14 protein-coding genes and 4 tRNA genes are annotated in these 18,288 nt (G+C 36.2%); 4 read left to right on the top strand and 14 right to left on the bottom strand.

Annotated features, from left to right (window positions below; translation table 11 throughout):
* The 7 genes from ACYIAM_RS11275 to tcdA all read right to left on the bottom strand — a co-directional run.
* The coding region (locus ACYIAM_RS11275; protein WP_483748328.1) for a GTP-binding protein at positions 1-247 on the bottom strand (247 nt) is incomplete at its 3' end.
* A 183-nt stretch (positions 248-430) separates the two neighbouring features.
* Positions 431-506, bottom strand: a tRNA-Thr gene (locus tag ACYIAM_RS11270).
* 3 nt (positions 507-509) lie between these two features.
* A tRNA-Gly gene (locus ACYIAM_RS11265) sits at positions 510-584 on the bottom strand.
* A 55-nt stretch (positions 585-639) separates the two neighbouring features.
* Positions 640-724, bottom strand: a tRNA-Tyr gene (locus tag ACYIAM_RS11260).
* Positions 725-757: 33 nt separating this feature from the next.
* Positions 758-833, bottom strand: a tRNA-Thr gene (locus ACYIAM_RS11255).
* Between the two features lie 152 nt (positions 834-985).
* Positions 986-3,682: a bifunctional acetaldehyde-CoA/alcohol dehydrogenase gene (gene adhE / locus ACYIAM_RS11250; RefSeq protein WP_483748327.1), complete on the bottom strand. Its 2,697-nt coding sequence runs from the start codon at positions 3,680-3,682 to the stop codon at positions 986-988.
* Positions 3,683-3,987: 305 nt separating this feature from the next.
* Positions 3,988-4,782, bottom strand: a complete 795-nt coding sequence (gene tcdA / locus ACYIAM_RS11245) for a tRNA cyclic N6-threonylcarbamoyladenosine(37) synthase TcdA (protein ID WP_483748326.1) — start codon at positions 4,780-4,782, stop codon at positions 3,988-3,990.
* 284 nt (positions 4,783-5,066) lie between these two features.
* On the opposite strand from tcdA, the gene ACYIAM_RS11240 reads away from it, so the two are divergent.
* Entirely contained in the window at positions 5,067-6,071 is a 1,005-nt protein-coding gene (locus ACYIAM_RS11240; protein WP_483748325.1) for a dihydroxyacetone kinase subunit DhaK, read from the top strand.
* A gap of 1 nt (position 6,072) precedes the next feature.
* Positions 6,073-6,702, top strand: coding sequence for a dihydroxyacetone kinase subunit DhaL (gene dhaL / locus ACYIAM_RS11235; protein WP_160402815.1), 630 nt, complete (start codon positions 6,073-6,075; stop codon positions 6,700-6,702).
* A gap of 177 nt (positions 6,703-6,879) precedes the next feature.
* On the opposite strand, the gene ACYIAM_RS11230 is transcribed toward dhaL, so the two are convergent.
* The 5 genes from ACYIAM_RS11230 to ACYIAM_RS11210 all read right to left on the bottom strand — a co-directional run bounded on the left by ACYIAM_RS11230 (position 6,880) and on the right by ACYIAM_RS11210 (position 11,887).
* Positions 6,880-7,542, bottom strand: a complete 663-nt coding sequence (locus ACYIAM_RS11230; protein ID WP_483748324.1) for a class II aldolase/adducin family protein — start codon at positions 7,540-7,542, stop codon at positions 6,880-6,882.
* Positions 7,543-7,569: 27 nt separating this feature from the next.
* Positions 7,570-9,633, bottom strand: coding sequence for a BglG family transcription antiterminator (locus ACYIAM_RS11225; protein ID WP_483748323.1), 2,064 nt, complete (start codon positions 9,631-9,633; stop codon positions 7,570-7,572).
* Positions 9,634-9,726: 93 nt separating this feature from the next.
* Positions 9,727-11,112, bottom strand: a complete 1,386-nt coding sequence (locus ACYIAM_RS11220; protein ID WP_483748322.1) for a PTS galactitol transporter subunit IIC — start codon at positions 11,110-11,112, stop codon at positions 9,727-9,729.
* Positions 11,113-11,122: 10 nt separating this feature from the next.
* The gene (locus ACYIAM_RS11215) at positions 11,123-11,401 is read right to left on the bottom strand and encodes a PTS sugar transporter subunit IIB (RefSeq protein WP_065566501.1); all 279 of its coding nucleotides are present in this window, start codon (positions 11,399-11,401) and stop codon (positions 11,123-11,125) included.
* 9 nt (positions 11,402-11,410) lie between these two features.
* Positions 11,411-11,887 (bottom strand): PTS sugar transporter subunit IIA, encoded by a 477-nt coding sequence (locus tag ACYIAM_RS11210; protein ID WP_483748321.1) that lies wholly within the window; start codon positions 11,885-11,887, stop codon positions 11,411-11,413.
* 460 nt (positions 11,888-12,347) lie between these two features.
* Between ACYIAM_RS11210 and glnD the strand changes: the two genes are divergently transcribed.
* Together glnD and ACYIAM_RS11200 are read left to right on the top strand one after the other, a co-directional pair.
* The gene (gene glnD / locus ACYIAM_RS11205) at positions 12,348-15,002 is read left to right on the top strand and encodes a bifunctional uridylyltransferase/uridylyl-removing protein GlnD (RefSeq protein ID WP_483748320.1); all 2,655 of its coding nucleotides are present in this window, start codon (positions 12,348-12,350) and stop codon (positions 15,000-15,002) included.
* A 24-nt stretch (positions 15,003-15,026) separates the two neighbouring features.
* Positions 15,027-15,950, top strand: a complete 924-nt coding sequence (locus ACYIAM_RS11200) for an AEC family transporter (RefSeq protein ID WP_483748319.1) — start codon at positions 15,027-15,029, stop codon at positions 15,948-15,950.
* Positions 15,951-16,067: 117 nt separating this feature from the next.
* Here the strand turns inward: ACYIAM_RS11200 and ACYIAM_RS11195 are convergent, their stop codons facing one another.
* Positions 16,068-16,736, bottom strand: a complete 669-nt coding sequence (locus ACYIAM_RS11195) for an HD domain-containing protein (protein ID WP_483748318.1) — start codon at positions 16,734-16,736, stop codon at positions 16,068-16,070.
* 17 nt (positions 16,737-16,753) lie between these two features.
* Positions 16,754-18,259 (bottom strand): hypothetical protein, encoded by a 1,506-nt coding sequence (locus ACYIAM_RS11190; protein WP_483748317.1) that lies wholly within the window; start codon positions 18,257-18,259, stop codon positions 16,754-16,756.
* Positions 18,260-18,288: the final 29 nt, after the last annotated feature.

Raw genomic sequence — 18,288 nt, 5'->3', positions numbered from 1 at the left:
GGCAGTCTACGTGTGCGTAGTGACGAGTTGGTGTGTCATATTCAACGTGTGAAGTGTTGATGGTGATACCACGTGCTTTTTCTTCTGGTGCGTTATCGATTTGATCGAATGCACGAGCTTGACCGCCGTATTTTTTAGCAAGTACAGAAGTAATTGCCGCAGTTAAAGTTGTTTTACCGTGGTCAACGTGGCCGATTGTACCAACGTTAACGTGGGGTTTTGTACGTTCAAATTTTTCTTTAGACATCGATTGTCCCTCAAATGTAATACAAATCGGTGGTGATTCACCACATTAACCAAGTATCATATTTAATATCAACATAATACTAACTTAAAATTAGCTCTGAATGATAACAGATAAAGCTATCTAGTGACAAGCATTAAAGCAGGCAAATTCGATATTTTTAGAAGTTTAGGAAATTAACAAGAATGGTGCTGATAGGCAGATTTGAACTGCCGACCTCACCCTTACCAAGGGTGCGCTCTACCAACTGAGCTATATCAGCAATTGGAGCGGGCAGCGGGAATCGAACCCGCATCATCAGCTTGGAAGGCTGAGGTAATAGCCATTATACGATGCCCGCATGTTCAAACTCGGCTACCTAAATGCTTCAATTAGCTATTGCTAATATTAGATGATGGTGGTGGGGGAAGGATTCGAACCTTCGAAGTGTGACACGGCAGATTTACAGTCTGCTCCCTTTGGCCGCTCGGGAACCCCACCCCGAATCTTTATAAATTTGTCTACTTAGGAAAATGGTGCCGGCTGCCGGAATCGAACTGGCGACCTACTGATTACAAGTCAGTTGCTCTACCTACTGAGCTAAGCCGGCCTAAGTGCTGCGCATTATGGACTAGAATATTTAACCTTGCAAGCAAAAAAAACAAATTTTATTTTGTTTGCTTAAAAAAAAATCAAAAACATAAAAAAGGCCTGAAACATAAGCTATTTCAGACCTTTTTTTAATCAAAAAATTAATTTATATTATTTCTTTTTAGCAACTTTTTTCTTAGGGGTCTCAACACCTTTTGCTGCGGTATGTACAGCAACATCCTCACTAATGTCCCCTTTGTCCTGATATGCACGACCATAATAGGTATCAAGCAGAATTTGTTTTAACTCTGCAATTAAAGGATAACGAGGATTAGCGCCTGTACATTGGTCATCAAAGGCATCAACCGCTAATTGATCGACTTGAGCCAAGAAAGTTTTTTCATCCACACCAAATTCTTTGATAGAAAATGGGATATCAAGATCTTTTCTAAGTTGATCTAACCAACCAATTAATTTCTCGACTTTCTTCTCATCTTTATCAGTAGCTGCGGTTAAACCTAAATGATCAGCAACTTCTGCATAGCGGATAATTGCTTTTGGATAACCGTATTGGCTAAATGTGCCTTGCTTAGTTGGTTTGTCAGTTGCATTAAAACGCACCACATTACTAATTAACATCGCATTTGCCACACCATGTGGAATATGGAAAGCAGCACCAATTTTATGCGCCATTGAGTGACAAACACCAAGGAATGCCTGAGCAAAAGCAACCCCTGCTAATGTCGCTGCACTATGTACTTTTTCTCGGGCAACAGGATTTTTAGCACCTTCCCGATAACTTGTAGGTAGATAAGTTTTAAGTATGCTTAGAGCTTGTAATGCTTGTCCATCAGAAAACTCACTAGCCATGACTGATACATAAGCCTCTAATGCATGCGTTACGGCATCATAACCACCAGCAGCACAAAGCGAGCGAGGCATATTCATCACTAAATTAGCATCAACAATAGCCATGTGTGGCGTAATTGCATAATCGGCTAATGGATATTTTTGCCCCGTTGCATCATCGGTAACAACTGCAAATGGTGTCACTTCAGAACCCGTACCTGATGTCGTTGTTACACAAATTAATTTTGCTTTTTGACCCATATTTGGGAAGTGGCAAGCACGTTTACGGATATCCATAAAGCGCAATGCTAATTCTTCGAATTTGGTTTCAGGATGCTCATATAAAACCCACATGATTTTAGCCGCATCCATTGGTGAACCACCACCTAAAGCGATAATTGTATCCGGTTGGAATGCTTGCATTGAGTCGGTACCTTTACGGACAACACTTAATGTAGGATCTGCTTCAACATCAAAGAAAGTTTCGCAAATAACACCTTGCGCTTCTAATTGGTCAGTGATTTGTTTTGAGTAGCCGTTATTAAATAAAAATTTATCTGTTACCAAAAATACACGTTTTGCACCTTGCTCAACTACTTCATTTAAAGCTATAGGTAGTGAGCCACGTTTAAAATAGATAGAACTTGGTAATTTATGCCACAACATATTTTCTGCTCTCTTAGCGATTGTTTTCTTATTGATTAAGTGCTTCGGTCCAACATTTTCAGATACCGAGTTTCCACCCCAAGAGCCACATCCTAAAGTTAAAGATGGCGCTAAATCAAAATTATACAAATCACCAATACCACCATGAGCCGCTGGTTGATTAATTAAAATACGGCAAGTTTTCATTTTACTACCAAAATAAGCAATACGTTCACGGTTGCTATCTTGATCAGTGTAAAGAACAGAAGTATGCCCCATTCCCCCCATTTCAACTAATTTTTCCGCTTTATCTACCGCTTCAGTAAAATCTTTCGCTTTAAACATGGCTAGCGTTGGCGAAAGTTTTTCATGGGCAAATGGTTCAGATAAATCGACTTTACTCACTTCACCAACAAGGACTTTTGAACCTGCAGGCACTTTAAAACCAGCCATTTCAGCAATTTTTGTTGCTGGTTGACCAACAATATTGGCATTTAATGCACCTTTATCGTTTAAAATGATGCCTTGCACTGCTTTCGTTTCTTTAGCATTTAAAACATATGCGCCATATTGGGTTAATAAACGGCGCACTTCATCATACACAGAATCAACAACCACAATAGCTTGTTCTGAAGCACAAATCATACCATTATCAAAGGTTTTAGACATAAGTACAGAAGCCACAGCACGTTTTAAATCAGCTGTTTCATCAATAACAACAGGTGTATTACCGGCTCCAACACCTAATGCTGGTTTACCAGAACTATAAGCTGCTTTAACCATACCCGGTCCGCCCGTTGCTAAAATAGCTGCCACATTATCGTGATGCATTAATGCATTTGATAATTCGATAGATGGTTCATCAATCCAACCAATAATATCTTTTGGTGCACCGGCTTTTATTGCCGCATCTAACACAATTCGAGCAGCTTCAATCGTTGATTTTTTGGCTCTAGGATGTGGAGAGAAGACAATTGCGTTACGTGTTTTTAGACTAATTAGAGATTTGAAAATTGCGGTAGAAGTTGGATTAGTGGTAGGAACAATTCCACAAATAATACCAAGTGGTTCTGCTATAGTAATAGTACCAAATGGTTCATTCTCTGCCACGACGCCACATGTCTTATCGTGACGATATTTATTTAAAATATACTCAGCAGCAAAAAGATTTTTTATGACTTTATCTTCAACAATTCCCATTCCTGACTCAGCAACAGCTTGCTGTGCAAGAGGGATACGTGCAGCGGCAGCGGCGGTTGCTGCTGCCACAAAGATTTTGTCAACTTGCTCTTGAGTATAAGTTGAATAAGTCTCCTGTGCTTTTTTGACTCGAGCCATTAACTCATTTAACTCATTCATATTAGTTACTGCCATAGATTTCTCCTTGAAATTAAAAAATAAATCGGGATCGTTTGGCGTCTTCCATGAAACTATTTAATGCTTAAGCATAATAACAAAACGAAATTGACGTTATCGTAAATCAGATTTTTACTTTATACAATAATATATTGCATAAAAAAAGCATGTTAATAAAAGTAACTAATTGATTTATGCTTTGAGCTACTGAAAAAGAAAAGAAGTCATTAGGCAGTAAACAAAAGGGTAACTACTTGTAATAAATAAGTAGTTATCTTTTAATACGATTTGTGATGAAGAAAAAAGTGATTAGTTCTAAAAAGTTATACGTTACACAATTTATTTAACACATAACTAACGGCCACAAAACCAAAGGTAGCAGTAACTGTTGTAATTGCTCCAAACCCCGATTCACAGTCCATTTTTTTAGGTCCTTCAGCATCACTTTTTGTAAAACATATCTGCCCGTTTTTAGCTGGATACGTTAATTGTTCGGTTGAAAATACACAAGGAATAGCATATTTGCCTTTACTATCTTTATTTAATTTATAATTATGCTTTAGCTTTTCACGTAATTTCGCTGCTAATGGATCTTGAATAGTTTTGGCTAAATCAGCAATTTTAATTTGTGTTGGATCTTTTTGCCCACCAGCCCCGCCAATGGTAATTACTTTTAATTTTTGTCGCTTACAATATGCAAGTACCGCTGCTTTATCATTTACACTATCAATTGCATCGATAATATAGTTATACCGTGGTGATTGCTTTGTTCCCAAATATTCGCCGACATTATCTATATTAATAAAATCATCAATTTCATTCACCACACATTCAGGATTAATTTGTAAAATACGCTCTGCCATCACTGAAGTTTTAGCTTTACCTATATTAGATTTTAAGGCATGAATTTGACGATTAGTATTTGTCACGCATACATCATCCATATCAATTAAGGTAATTTGACCAATTCCGCTACGCGCAAGCGCTTCTGCAACCCAAGATCCCACACCGCCAATGCCAATTACACAAATATGCGCTTGCGAAAAGCGTTGCAAAGCCGACTGACCATAAAGCCTTGCAACACCACTAAAACGTTGAAGATAAGATTCTGTATTCATAGACAATGATTAATGGTGCTTATACTCAAACACCTACTCTCCTGAAACTTTTTCACAAATTATAACTGCAATATTATTTTATAAACAAGTTATTAATAAGTATTAGTGATACTATACCTTTTCAAGAATAAAAAACTAAATTTCTAGCTCTCATAAAGATCAACTAAATCATCCCGATGATGCGCAATAAGTAGGATATTATTTGTCATTAATTGTATTCGTTTGAGTTATTAATTTTCCCTACAATAAAACGTTGTTAACTATAATTAAAGAGGAAATAAAGAATGCGCAAACCTAAAAAACTACTTAATGATCCCAATAATATCAGACAAGAAGTCATGCAGGGATTGATCTATGCCTATCAGGGTAGATTAACTGCAATTTCTGAGCATTGTGCCGTTTATGGTAACCATATTGCCAGCGATCAAGTAGTTATTGTCTCAGGTGGTGGTAGTGGTCACGAACCAACCTTTGCAGGATTTATTGGTAAAGGCGGAATTGATGGCTGTGCAATTGGCGAAGTTTTCACATCGCCATCTCCAGATCAAATTATTGAAGTAACCAAAGCTATAGAAAAAGGAAAAGGCGTACTATTTTTGTTTGGCAACTATTCTGGTGACGGAATGAATTTTGATATTGCAGCCGAAATATTAGAAGAAGAAAATGTTGTCATCAAAACGATTCGAGCAACAGATGATATTGCCTCGGCACCATTATCTAAGATTTCTGATCGCCGTGGCGTTGCTGGTATTATGTTTTTATACAAAATTGCGGGGGCTGCCGCACAATTTGAAAAATACGACCTTGAAAATCTCTACCAAGTTGTATCAAAAGCAAACAACAATGTGCGTACCATAGGTGTCGCCCTAGATGGATGTGCATTACCTCAATCAAATCATTTCAATTTTGAATTAGATGATAACGAAATTGAAATTGGTATTGGTATTCATGGTGAAGCTGGATTGCGTCGACAAGCTATAACATCATCTGATGAAGTTGTTAAAGAGATGATAGACAGCCTGTGTGATGATTTACCGTTTAAAAAAGGCGACCGCGTGTGTGTATTAATTAATAATTTAGGCGCACTGAGTAACGCCGAACTGTTCATTGTAACACGTAAAGTCGGTATTGAGCTGGATACACGCGGCATAATCAGCCACGATGTCGTTGTTGGCCATTTTTGTACATCCCTTGAAATGTCTGGTTTTTCAATTAGCTTAATGAAATTAGATGAAGAATTACAACATCTTTATGATTTACCTTGCCAAACACTAGGATGGAGAAAATAGAATGAATTTATTACAAGTTCGTAAAATGATGTTATTTACCGCCCAAAAAATGATCGAAAGTGAACCAACATTAACCGCTTTAGATCAATTAGTGGGCGATGGCGATCACGGCATCGGTATGAAACGTGGATTTACGGCTATCATGGTGCTACTACAAGACGAAAAATTTCAACCAACTAATATAGGTGATTTTTTTACGCAAATTGGTACAAAATTAATGATAAGTATGGGCGGAGCTTCTGGTGCTATTTTTGGTACTTTATTTAGAGCGGGCGGAAAAAGTATTACAGGCGTAACAGAGTTTGATTCTGATACATTATCAAAGCTCCTTAACGAAGGTTGGCAGGCAGTCTATCAACGCGGAAAAGCCAAACCAGGGGATAAGACTATGGTTGATGCCTTAGCCGCTAGTGCAACAACCGCAAGTCAATTAACATCTTCGAAGTTAATCGATGCGCTCCCTAAAATAGCACAATCTGCTATGGAAGGCGCAGAAAAAACGAAACAGATGATCGCTGTATTTGGACGAACTAAAAATTTAGGCGAACGCGCAATTGGTCACATGGATCCGGGAGCGGCTTCAATGGCGTATATCTTAAAATATATGAATGAATATATCCAAACCCAATAAAACAATAAATCCGCCGATATCATCGGCGGACATCATCATCGCAATATCGATAAAAGAATATTCTAAGTATTATTGATAAAATGTCTAAGTATTCAAACAACATCTAATTTTTTAAAATAAAATTTTTTACTGATTCACTATTTTTCTATTAGTTGACTAAAATAAATAAACTAAAAATTATTTTTTAAATTTAATTTGTGAAGGATACGCCCAGCTTTGTAACTCCTGTGAAGGAAACCCTCCGGGATCTTTGCCACCATTAATAAGTAGAGCGTGATAGTAAATTTCAGCCATTTCTTCAATATATGCAGCTTTTAATACAGCTTCATAAGGGTCTTTGTCTACGGCAATAGCACCATGCTTTTCCATTAAAATGGCATCAGCTCGTTTTATGGGTTCTATAACGCTATTTGAAAGGTCTGGAGTACCTGGTCGTCCATAGGGTGCAACAGGAATCACACCATCTTTTAAATTAAGAATTGCACACTCATAAACAACGGCAGGAATAGGTTTTGCTAATACAGCAAATGACGTTGCAAAAATAGAATGCGTGTGTGAAATAGCAAAAACATCTGGACGAGCTTTATAAATCTCAAGATGCATTAAACACTCACTGGTTGGTCTCAATCCAGAATCTGCTTCAATAACGTTAGCATCAAGATCCATCACAACAATATCCCGAATTGTTAACAACTTTTTATCAATTGTTGTTGGCGTGACAAGAACATACCCCGAATCTTTATCACGAACACTAGAATTACCTGCTTTATGTTTACAAAGCCCCCACTCACTCGATTTTTTAGCCATATCGACCACATATTGTTTTTGTATCTCTAGCATTTTATAGCTCCTATTTTGATAAGATATTCATTGATAATTGGCAAACAATTCCCAAATTTCATTGCTATTTTTGGCATTTCGTATGCGAGTTGCGCCTTCGTGAAATTCTAGTAATTCATTTAATTGGGCAAGTGCTTTAAGGTGTTTTTGTGGATTATTTGTTGCTAAAACAACAATTAAATCAGCTTGCATATAACCACAAATAGTGATTCTTTCTGATAGCTTAAGTAAAGACATAGCGACTTTATTTACACCATCATCAATACCAGCATGGGCAATAATTAACCCATCGACCAGCATAATATAAGGTTGTTCAAGTTGGATTTTGTTAACCATTCTTTCAAGATAACAACTTTCTATGGATTGGTTGTGTAACAATGGTTGGGCGGCTAATGCCAATGCATCCTCCCATGCTATATTCACTTTTTCTATAATGTTGATATGTTCTTTTTGCATTAAGTCGGCTAATGAAGGAATTTCTTGTTGTGTTATTAATACGGGGTTATCATTCATTTCGTCGTTATAAAGATATGCAGTTAACTCCTTTTGCAGCGCTTTTTGATCTTTGATATTGCTATATTTTTCAATAATTAACATCAGCTCATCAATTTGAATAATGCTAGGATCAATACCTTGTAAAGTACCAATCACTTGATGACGAAAAGCATTTTTATGAAAATTATTCAGTGAAGGATTAACAATAAATAATAATTTATCGGTAGATAAATGTGAGGTAGAAAAAACAATATCGTAATAGTGATGATATTTTTCAAACTCACGTTTAGACATGGCATCAGAAAAATGTAATTCTGGCAGCAATACTTGTAAAGTCAGGTAAAGATAAGTTGAGACAGTTGCACTATTTTCACAAACAAAAATAGCGATCTTCTTTGTTTTAATTCGATTAATCAAACCTTCTCGAGTTAACCAACCGCCCAATAGTACCGTAATAAAAGCGACTTCTTCATCTGGCATATTACAATGCAATATTTTTTCAAAAGGGGAAATTGCTTTTCGTACCATTTCATGTAAGTGACCAAATTCTTGCAATACGATGTCATATACACTGTTGATATTAGAAATATGATATCGAATACGATAATAAGCTGGTTTCCAATGCTGATAAATACGTTCAATCAGTTCGCTCTTATCTTTAAAGGTGATACAACTAATCTGTTCAAAATTAGCAATAACCTCAACGACACTTTCTAATAGCACCGCATCTAAATGGAAATATTTATCGGATAGCGTTTGTATATTAGAGCTTTGTACTAATACCATTAAAAAAATTTGCTCATTAAGATCAGTGATACCAAATTTTTCAATGAGCTTTTTCAATAATTGAAAATCACGACCATTTGCAACTTCAGTATAATTTTCAGGCAAATGCTCAATTTTTTTATCGGTTTCTATGCGCTGTAACATAAAACAAATAAAGTAAGTCAGCTCTTGCAACTGTTCATCAGTAAAAACAATTTTTAATTTTTTTTCTATTTCACAAAAAACCTGCCCTACTTGTTCTAAACGACCTTGGGTAATAATCTCATTTTCTCTAAAAATTTTGTCAGCTATTGGCATACTAATAATTCGACGAATTAATTTTAGCAACAAATAACGTTTGTCAATTTCATTACCGATAATACGATAACCATTCTCGCGGTCATAGTTGATTTGTAAATGATATTGAACAATCATTGCTTGTACTTTTTTGATATCATTGATAACGGTGTTTTGACTGACAGTAAGCGAAGAAGAAAGATGTATTAACGACATCCTTTCCGTTCTAATTAACAGAAAAAAGAGTAGTAAATGAACTCGTTCATCTTCAGAATAAATATAACGTCCAATAGCAAGCGATACAGGCTCATCCCTAAAGGTTTCGATCACTAATTTAGGAACACTAAACTTACCTGTTTTAAATCGTTTAATTAATTCAAGATTAGATGATTCAAGAAAGTCATTAATTTTCTTAATGGTATAACTAAGCTGTTTACGAGTTAACCCAAATTCAGATTGAAGCTCAACGCCACTCATATTTGGATTATGAATTAATGCTTTTAAAACAGCATGAATTCGCTTATCGACAACCATATAATAATTACCTTATTGTTCGTTGTCTGATGGTAATTAACATTACCATCAGATTTACGGCAAAAGATGTTCAACGAATACTTTATAACTCATTTATTCATTATTTTTTTCCGCTATATCCTGCATGGTCTCTTTACGCAGTTCACGAGCATAAAAGAAATATCCCGTACACCAATAAATAGCGAAAAACAACGGTACAAAATAGCCTTGCATGCATTGCCAAATAAATGAAAATGCATAAGTAAAAATAGGTGCATCGATAGAACTATTTGAAATTAACTGATGGTCTGGAATATCAATAGCCTTAGTTGTTAATCCTAAATCGGTAATAATCGGTGCAAATTGAGTTCCAACAAATAAGAAAAATGGCACACCAATAATGGCTAAAATCACCATTCTTAATGTGTTTCCTTTAGTTAAAATATATGCAGGAACAATAAGAGCCAAATTGATAATGCCAGCAAAAGGGAGAAGTTTGTTACCTGGTAAAATAACAGCCCAAATTAAGGTAAAAGGAATAGCAACAATTACTGTAAACCAAATCTCGCTCGAACCACCCATAAATGGCCAGTCCAAACCCACAAATAATTTACGCCCAGCAAATCGTTTATTCATATAATCACTAATTGCTTCAGAAATTGGCGATAATGCCTGCATAAATAACTTAGAGATCATTGGGAATAACATAAGCGCAGTAGCGGCTTGTACACCTAGCATTAAGATAGCGGCAACATCATAACCAGCAATGATCCCGAAAATCACACCTAATAAAAAACCAATCACATGATTTTCAGCAAATATACCAATTTTGGAACGTAATGTTGCTGCGTCCATTGGTTTATTTAAAATAGGTATTTTGCGAAGAAGAAGATCAAAAGGATAATAAATCGCACTGAAAAACAACATTCTATGAGTACAAGTAACCCCCGGAATACCTGTGAGTTTTTCAATTCGATGTTGGTTAATATCCCCCGAATTAAGCTCTAATATGATCTGCAAAGTAGCAATAACAAAGGCAAGAGGCAAAGCCGCAACAGCACCTAAAATTGGGGTAGCGACGGCAACCACAATAAATGCGGTAAAAATTTTTCCCCACACATTCCATAAGTCTGCGTTAAAGGTATCAGTCTTTTTTAATACCAACATTAAAATATTGACCCCCACTTGCAAAGGAAACATAAGAAAAGCATATGGCCAAGCCCAAGATACATTCGCCATAGTTGTCCAACCGCCATCGATAATACTCAATTCAATTCCTGTTCGCTCCATCATAGTTTGCGCAGCTAAGCCAATAGCTCCCACCATAAAACCAATCAACATACTCATACCAACAAATGCTACACCTAGCGTAATGGCAGCCGAAGCACCATCTCTAAATTTCATGCGTACAATTAAACCCGCAATGAGCATAATGAATGGTACAAAAACTGGTGCACCTAAATTCAAAATATAATTTATAATTGTTCCTAAAAATTCCATATTTGTACTCCTATTTACAGGCATCAATAATTTTTTGTAGCTCCGCTTCCATATTTATTCCTGTTAGAAACGCAATACCATTGATGACAGGAATAGGGTACTGTTTTTCAATTTTAGTTATCGCTATATAAGCAGCACTATTTTTAATGTGAGTATCGACAGATTTCAGATCTACAACTTCTACTTTTATCTCATCAAGATTCCGTTCTTTTAATAAACGAGTAACCTTGCTGGCGACGGTTTGTGATGTGGCCACTCCGCTGCCACATGCAACAATAACTTTTTTCATAATGCCTCCTTATAAATTGATATTGGATGTCAATAGTGTAAAAATTTCATGTTCAGTTTTTGCGTGATAAAGTTCTTCTAAAAAACGCGAATTCACAAAGCAGGACATCAATTTTTGCAATAAATCAATATGCCCATCCTTTTGATTAAACCCTAGCAAAAACACAAAGTTAGCCTTTAACACATGGTCATTATTTGCCATTTCACGCCATGGAATGGTTTCTTTGGCTCGAGTAAAAAAGATAAACGGTCTAATAACATGTTCGACATCAGTATGCGGCATCGCAACCACATAAGGCTCAGTTGGTAATGCGGTAGGAAATGAAGACTCTCTTTGTTTAATTGCATCTAAAAAGGAATGATTTACATAACCACCACTTTTTAAAATAGGAAAAGTAAAATCGAAAAATTGATTTGTATCTTGAAAGTCTTTATCTAAAAGAATCAAATCTTGAAAAAACATTTGGTCGTTAGATTCATTTCCCATTTCATCCTCCATCATGATGTGATCAGCAAACTTTTAGAAATATTGTTAATTTGCTATTGCTAGAGTTAAATCAACACTAATTTGATAGCATCAATTGTAGGAAATTAAGATAAAAGAAACGAATGGAATTGATACCAAATAATATCCATGATATTGCTCATCACAGGGACAATGATGTAGCTCTCCCTTAAACTATTGCAACTCAAAAGTAGCAATTCGCTATTATAAAAACAGAAGGGAGTAAACTAGAAAACCATGATGAAGCACCAAATTGTATCAATATAAAAAAGCAAGCGCTGGCATTCGAGTTAAATCTCTATGCTATGGAGTGGCCTCTAAATAATTTAAATAAGGTGCGTTAATCAACGGCATTGTTAATGATAACAAACTGTTGCTTGACAGCAACGTGAAATCGGGTAAGGATATTGTTTAATATTTTCTCTATTTTAATGTTGTTACTATGAATCAAACGCACTTATCTTACCCTGTCTCTCCCCTTGATTTTAGTGATGATCAGATAAATGTTAGCTACCTTAAACAGCAACTTGATGAGTTTCAGCAATGGTCAATGGCTCAATTTGAGCAACAAACAGATATTGATATATTAGTGCATTTGCGCAGCCAATTTATTGACCGTTTACTTCAGCGTTTATGGTGTTTTTACCAAATTCCTAAACATGTCTCTTCTTTTTTCAAACGCAATCGCATCGCTTTGGTTGCCGTTGGGGGCTATGGTCGGGCTGAATTACATCCATTGTCAGATATTGATATTTTGATTCTAAGTGACTACCCATTGACTAAAGAGATTGAAAAACAGATCGGTGATTTGGTTCGCTTGTTATGGGATTTGCATTTAGATATAGGTCACAGTGTTAGAACATTGAGAATTTGTCTACAAGAAGCGAAAAATGATATCACCATAATGAGTAATTTGATTGAATCAAGACTTATCTCTGGCAATCAATTACTATTAGATGAATTACACAAACAAATTTTTAGCGATAAGATATGGCCTTCTCGTGCTTTTTATAAAGCAAAAATTAAAGAACAACAAAATCGCCACCAGCAGTATCACAGTACCTCTTATAATCTAGAACCTGATTTGAAAAATAGCCCAGGCGGATTGCGCGATATGCAGATAATCCAATGGATCGCCATTCGCCATTTTGGGGGTGAATTTTTACAAAAAATGGCTGACTTCAATTATTTAACCCCTGAAGATATTGAAGACTTCAAAACTTGCCGTAAATTTTTATGGCGAATGCGTTTTGCCTTACACTGCGTGATCTCACGTTATGATAACCGCTTGCTTTTTGATCGGCAGCTTAGCATTGCCAATATGCTAGGTTACAAAGGTGAAGGTAACACACCAGTAGAAAAAATGATGCACGACTACTACCGTGTCGCTCACAATATTACTGAACTCAATCAGATGTTATTACAACTGTTTTATGAATCGATACTTGAGCATAACCCAAAAAATAAGCCTTATGATATTGATGAATATTTTCAAATTAGAGAAAACTTAATTGATATAAAAGATGATAACCTCTTTAAAAAAGATCCTGTCATGATTATGCAGCTTTTTTATACTATTTTGCTTAATCCACAAATTACAGGGCTTTATTCAAACACCATTAGGCAGTTACGTTCGGCAAGAAGAAAATTAAAAGCTTTGCTATGTGAAGATCCTAAATCTCGGCAAATTTTTATGATGATCATCAAACACCCTGACGCAATAAAAAAAGCCATTTTACCCATGCATCAATATGGCATATTAGCCGCATATATTCCAGACTGGAAGCATATCGCTGGCATGATGCAATTTGATCTTTTTCATGCTTATACCGTTGATGAACATACCATTCGATTGCTAATTGAATTAGATAACCTAAAAACAGATAGCGGCAAACAAAAGCATCCTAATAGTTCTAGGGTATTTGCTAAATTATCCAAACCCGAACTACTTATTATCACAGGTTTATTTCATGATATAGGTAAAGGTCGCCATGGTGATCATTCTGAAATAGGTGCACAGCTCGTTGAAAAATTTTGTCAATTACACCAGCTAGATGCCAAAGATACCGATTTAATTATTTGGTTAGTACGCTATCACTTACTGATGTCGGTAACCGCACAAAGTCGCGATTTGCAAGATCCCGCCGTCATTAGAGAATTTATTCAACAAGTAAAAAGTAAGCGCCGCTTACAGTATTTGCTCTGTTTAACTATTGCCGATGTTTGTGCAACCAATGAAACGCTTTGGAATAGTTGGAAGCAAAGCCTAATGCGTGAGCTCTATTTTACCGCAATGCGATCTTTTGATTCAGGTATCCACCAAATTCCAGAGCAACGAAGTATTGCAAGGCAACACAAACAAGAAGCACTCGCGACTTTACTCAAACAAAATTACGATGAATGGCAAATCAAGAATCTTTGGCAAGACTGTCGAGTTGACTACTTTCTGCGGTATACAACAGAACAAATTGTTATACATGCTCAAAATTTATTACATCATGATTTAACGCAAACCTTAGTGTTAATCAATCCAAATCCATATCATGGTGGCAGTGAGATTTTTATTTATTCGCCAGATAGACCTTATCTATTTGCAACTGTTTGTAATACACTCAGTATGCATAATTTAACTATTCATGATGCACTCATTATTACCAATAAAAAAGGATTTGCCCTTGATACATTTATTGTACTTGAACCAAATGGGCAAACAGTGCAAGCAGATCGGCATCAAGGCATTATCAAAGCTCTAGAAAAGGCACTACAACACCCTGTTTATCAAGGAGTGACAATTAAACCACCAAAGAAAAGATTGCAATCTTTTTCTGTACCAACACAAGTCAATTTTTTATCCGCTTTCAATGAAAGGCAAACGTATATGGAGCTCATTGCATTAGACATGCCTGGCTTACTTGCTTGTGTCGGCGAGATATTTGCTAATTTAGATTTATCATTACGGAGTGCTAAAATTGCCACTATTGGTGAACATATTGAAGATTTATTTATCTTAACAGATAAATACAACAATGCACTGGATGACACTACCTGTAATCAATTACGAGAATTGATCGTAACTACCATTGATTCAATGAACTAATTAATCAAATTAAAGACATCGCTTATGCAATTTTTTATTATTTTGTTTCCCATTTTTGCTATTTTTATTGTCGGGTTTATCGCACAAAAAGCCTTAAATTTTGATGTTGCTAATCTATCAAAAATGTCACTTTATGTACTATCCCCATTTTTGGCATTTAAAACATTTTATACGCATACGTTAACAGCCGATTATTTATTTTATATCTGTTATATTTTTGGTCTCTGTTTTTCATTAGTCCTTATCATTTCCATTTGGTCTATGATGATGAAATATTCAGCCAAAGAGCGCTGTGCCATGATTTTAAGTTCATGTTTTATGAATAATGGTAATTATGGTACTCCCGTACTGTTAGTCTTTTTTGGCACCGTGGGATTTGACCTTGGCGTGATTATGATGGTATTGCAACAATTTGTAATGAGCACAGTTGGCATCTATTATGCAGCAAAAGGCAGTGCCCGTAGTGATATTGTCAGTCAAAAAGATGTCATCAATAAAGTTATCCGCATGCCTGTAGCTTATGGCGCTTTATTAGGTATGCTTTTTCAGTTGTGCCATATTCCTTTGTCCAAATCCATAATGACATCCATTGGCATGATTGGTGATTCTTCAATCGTTGTCATTATGATTATTTTGGGAATGCAATTAGCCAAAATCAAGATCCAACAACTGGATTATCCTAAACTTTCATTTTCATTACTAACCCGAATGATCATTTCACCGCTAGTCGCATTTGGCATGGTCTATTTTATGCCTATTTTGCCAGTTTATAAGCAAATATTAATCGTATTAGCGGCCATGCCGAGTGCCGCCAATACAACTCTCATGTCAGTACAGTTTGATACTCATCCAGAACTGGTATCAAGTGCAACCTTAGTTAGTACATTATTAAGCTTAATCACATTACCTATTGTGCTATGGCTTGTTGGTGCACCAATACCGTTTTAATCGTAAAAAGCGCTCTCTAGTAAGAGAGCGTTGCGCCAGATAGTTTAAAATCCGTTTTACAGTCGCCAAAATCATTGCCCACACTTTACCGTTTATAAAAAATAAAACAGCAACTAATTAATCCTTACCTAGCCACTCTTTTTCAAACTGATTTACAAACTGAACCAAAAAATGATGCCGTTGCTCAGCGAGCTTTTTAGCTATTGGGGTATTCATTTTATCTTTAAGCAAAAAAAGCTTTTCATAAAAATGATTAATGACGGTATTGCCTTGTTTATAATTATCTTCATTCAATGCAGCTCGTGGTGAAATATCAGGATCGTACATAATATGATGTTTATTGCCGCCATAATAGAAGGTGCGAGCAATACCAATTGCTCCCAATGCATCTAACCGATCAGCATCTTGCACAATTTGCCCTTCTAATGATAATGTTTTTTTCTGATTAAGATTTTTTCGATATGACATATTTTCAATAATGTCAAAAATCATTTTAATTTCGCTATCAGTTAACGCCTGTAATATTAAATAATCACGCAACTCCATAACAGCTTGATTCACATCTGCAACCACTTTTTCATCAATCACGTCATGTAAATAAGCACTAACAATCACAATAAAGCCATTCGCTTTTGGCTCATGCTTTAAAATCTGCTCGGCCAATCTCACCACTCGCTCAATATGCGCCATATCATGACCGGAAAAATCATTAGCCAATTTTTGTTTAACAAAAGCTTGTATGGCTTGAATCACACTCTGTTTATGCTCATTTATTTTATTATTCATAATATTATATCGCTTATTTAATTAACACAAACTGTATTTCCAGACGCCCAATAGCCAACCGACCCCATATTGCTGTATATTAAAAGATTATAAGGTTTAGTGCCTTGATATGTATTTTGAGTCCAATAAACCTCATTACTTTTGAAATTACTACCAGGGTAGCTGTTAGCAGACTCATAAATTTCTCCCCATTCTGCCAATAATCCCCCACCAATACGGCGTTGATAATTATTCCTCTGACCTGCTAAACCTTGATTCCACTCTCGAGAATTAGCATTAGTCAGTTGATCAACTGTAGGTATTTGATAGCCTAACTGATTACAGTATTGTACAGCTTGAGCATAACTACGATTGCTACCACTATAATCCTTTCTTGCGATAAACCATTTTTTGATGGTAAAACTATATACTTTATTAGTTTTGGCTTTATCGGAATATAAGAAAAAGGTCGTCGGCAGTGCGGTTGCTGCCTCGGCGGCGCTAGCCCCCTCTTTGGGTCCGACTAATCGAATCTTGGCAATACTGCCATTGCCCGTTATAGTTAAATCAATGCCCGATGTTGCTGGTGACTTGTCAAACGTCATCTCACTACCTAAGCTATCAACCATATCCATGGTAAAAAATAGCCCATACGCCCCCATGGTTGGAAAGTTTGATGCCGGATTATTTAAATCTTGACGTTTAAAGCCTTTTGCATCGTCCCATTCGCTCGGTGGCCCTGAATAATTCGACCCACCCCAATTATGTTTGCGACTATTACTTAAAGACAAATTAGGCTTGGCAGAATAAGTACAAGCGCCTTTGGGTGGATTTAGGTAATAAGTGGCGCTATTAGCCGCTATTCGAATTGAATTTGGGTAGCCATAAGCCGTTGATAAAATACTATGATCACTCTGCATTGTTACACTATATGGCGCATTGCAATCCTGAAAGGTATCATCTAATCCCATTTCGGCACCATTGGCATCTCGACCAATAATGGTTAAATTCCCTGTTGCGGTAATATCACCATCACCATCTTTATCGGCCCAAAAACCATTATTATTCAACAAATCGGTCATTGAAATAGTATTTTGACCCGTTGGAATGAGCGTCTTAATATCGCTGAGTTTTAAGCCATCACGTGACAATGGTAGCGGATTGGCTTTAGATGAGGGATTGTTTTTTGGGGTTAGCACCTGACCATCAGGTAGCTCGATATCTAAAAATCTATCCGTATCCCATGATTGGGTTTGCCCACCATCAAACGTTAAATAAGGCGCCGAACCCTGTATTGCTTTTGCGGTTTTTGCGGGTTCAACATTAGGTAACTGAGCAAATAAAGGATGATTAATGCCTATACAACAATACAAAAATAAAATGGATTTAAAAGTAATGACCTTTTTTTGCAATATCAACGGTAAATCACTACAGGAACATAATCGACACAGATAAAAAGACCGAAAGTAACTTAATGCCAACTGCTTAACTAACCAACTTTTGCTCTTCTTTTTTATTCTAACTCGTTGCTCCTTTAACTTCATGATGATGTTCCTTTACATTGATATCCACA

Source organism: Gilliamella sp. X-60, from assembly GCF_057063585.1.
The sequence above is the reverse complement of the archived record's forward strand: the minus strand, read 5'-3'. Positions and strand labels throughout refer to the sequence as shown.

What these genes read in the sequence shown, in the direction of transcription:
- ACYIAM_RS11240 (WP_483748325.1), top strand. Translation starts at nt 5,067, where the DNA reads ATGCGCAAACCTAAAAAACTACTTAATGATCCCAATAATATCAGACAA.
- dhaL (WP_160402815.1), top strand. Translation starts at nt 6,073, where the DNA reads ATGAATTTATTACAAGTTCGTAAAATGATGTTATTTACCGCCCAAAAA.
- ACYIAM_RS11215 (WP_065566501.1), bottom strand. Translation starts at nt 11,401, where the DNA reads ATGAAAAAAGTTATTGTTGCATGTGGCAGCGGAGTGGCCACATCACAA.
- ACYIAM_RS11220 (WP_483748322.1), bottom strand. Translation starts at nt 11,112, where the DNA reads ATGGAATTTTTAGGAACAATTATAAATTATATTTTGAATTTAGGTGCA.
- ACYIAM_RS11230 (WP_483748324.1), bottom strand. Translation starts at nt 7,542, where the DNA reads ATGCTAGAGATACAAAAACAATATGTGGTCGATATGGCTAAAAAATCG.
- ACYIAM_RS11225 (WP_483748323.1), bottom strand. Translation starts at nt 9,633, where the DNA reads ATGGTTGTCGATAAGCGAATTCATGCTGTTTTAAAAGCATTAATTCAT.
- ACYIAM_RS11200 (WP_483748319.1), top strand. Translation starts at nt 15,027, where the DNA reads ATGCAATTTTTTATTATTTTGTTTCCCATTTTTGCTATTTTTATTGTC.
- glnD (WP_483748320.1), top strand. Translation starts at nt 12,348, where the DNA reads ATGAATCAAACGCACTTATCTTACCCTGTCTCTCCCCTTGATTTTAGT.
- ACYIAM_RS11195 (WP_483748318.1), bottom strand. Translation starts at nt 16,736, where the DNA reads ATGAATAATAAAATAAATGAGCATAAACAGAGTGTGATTCAAGCCATA.
- tcdA (WP_483748326.1), bottom strand. Translation starts at nt 4,782, where the DNA reads ATGAATACAGAATCTTATCTTCAACGTTTTAGTGGTGTTGCAAGGCTT.
- ACYIAM_RS11210 (WP_483748321.1), bottom strand. Translation starts at nt 11,887, where the DNA reads ATGGGAAATGAATCTAACGACCAAATGTTTTTTCAAGATTTGATTCTT.
- ACYIAM_RS11190 (WP_483748317.1), bottom strand. Translation starts at nt 18,259, where the DNA reads ATGAAGTTAAAGGAGCAACGAGTTAGAATAAAAAAGAAGAGCAAAAGT.
- adhE (WP_483748327.1), bottom strand. Translation starts at nt 3,682, where the DNA reads ATGGCAGTAACTAATATGAATGAGTTAAATGAGTTAATGGCTCGAGTC.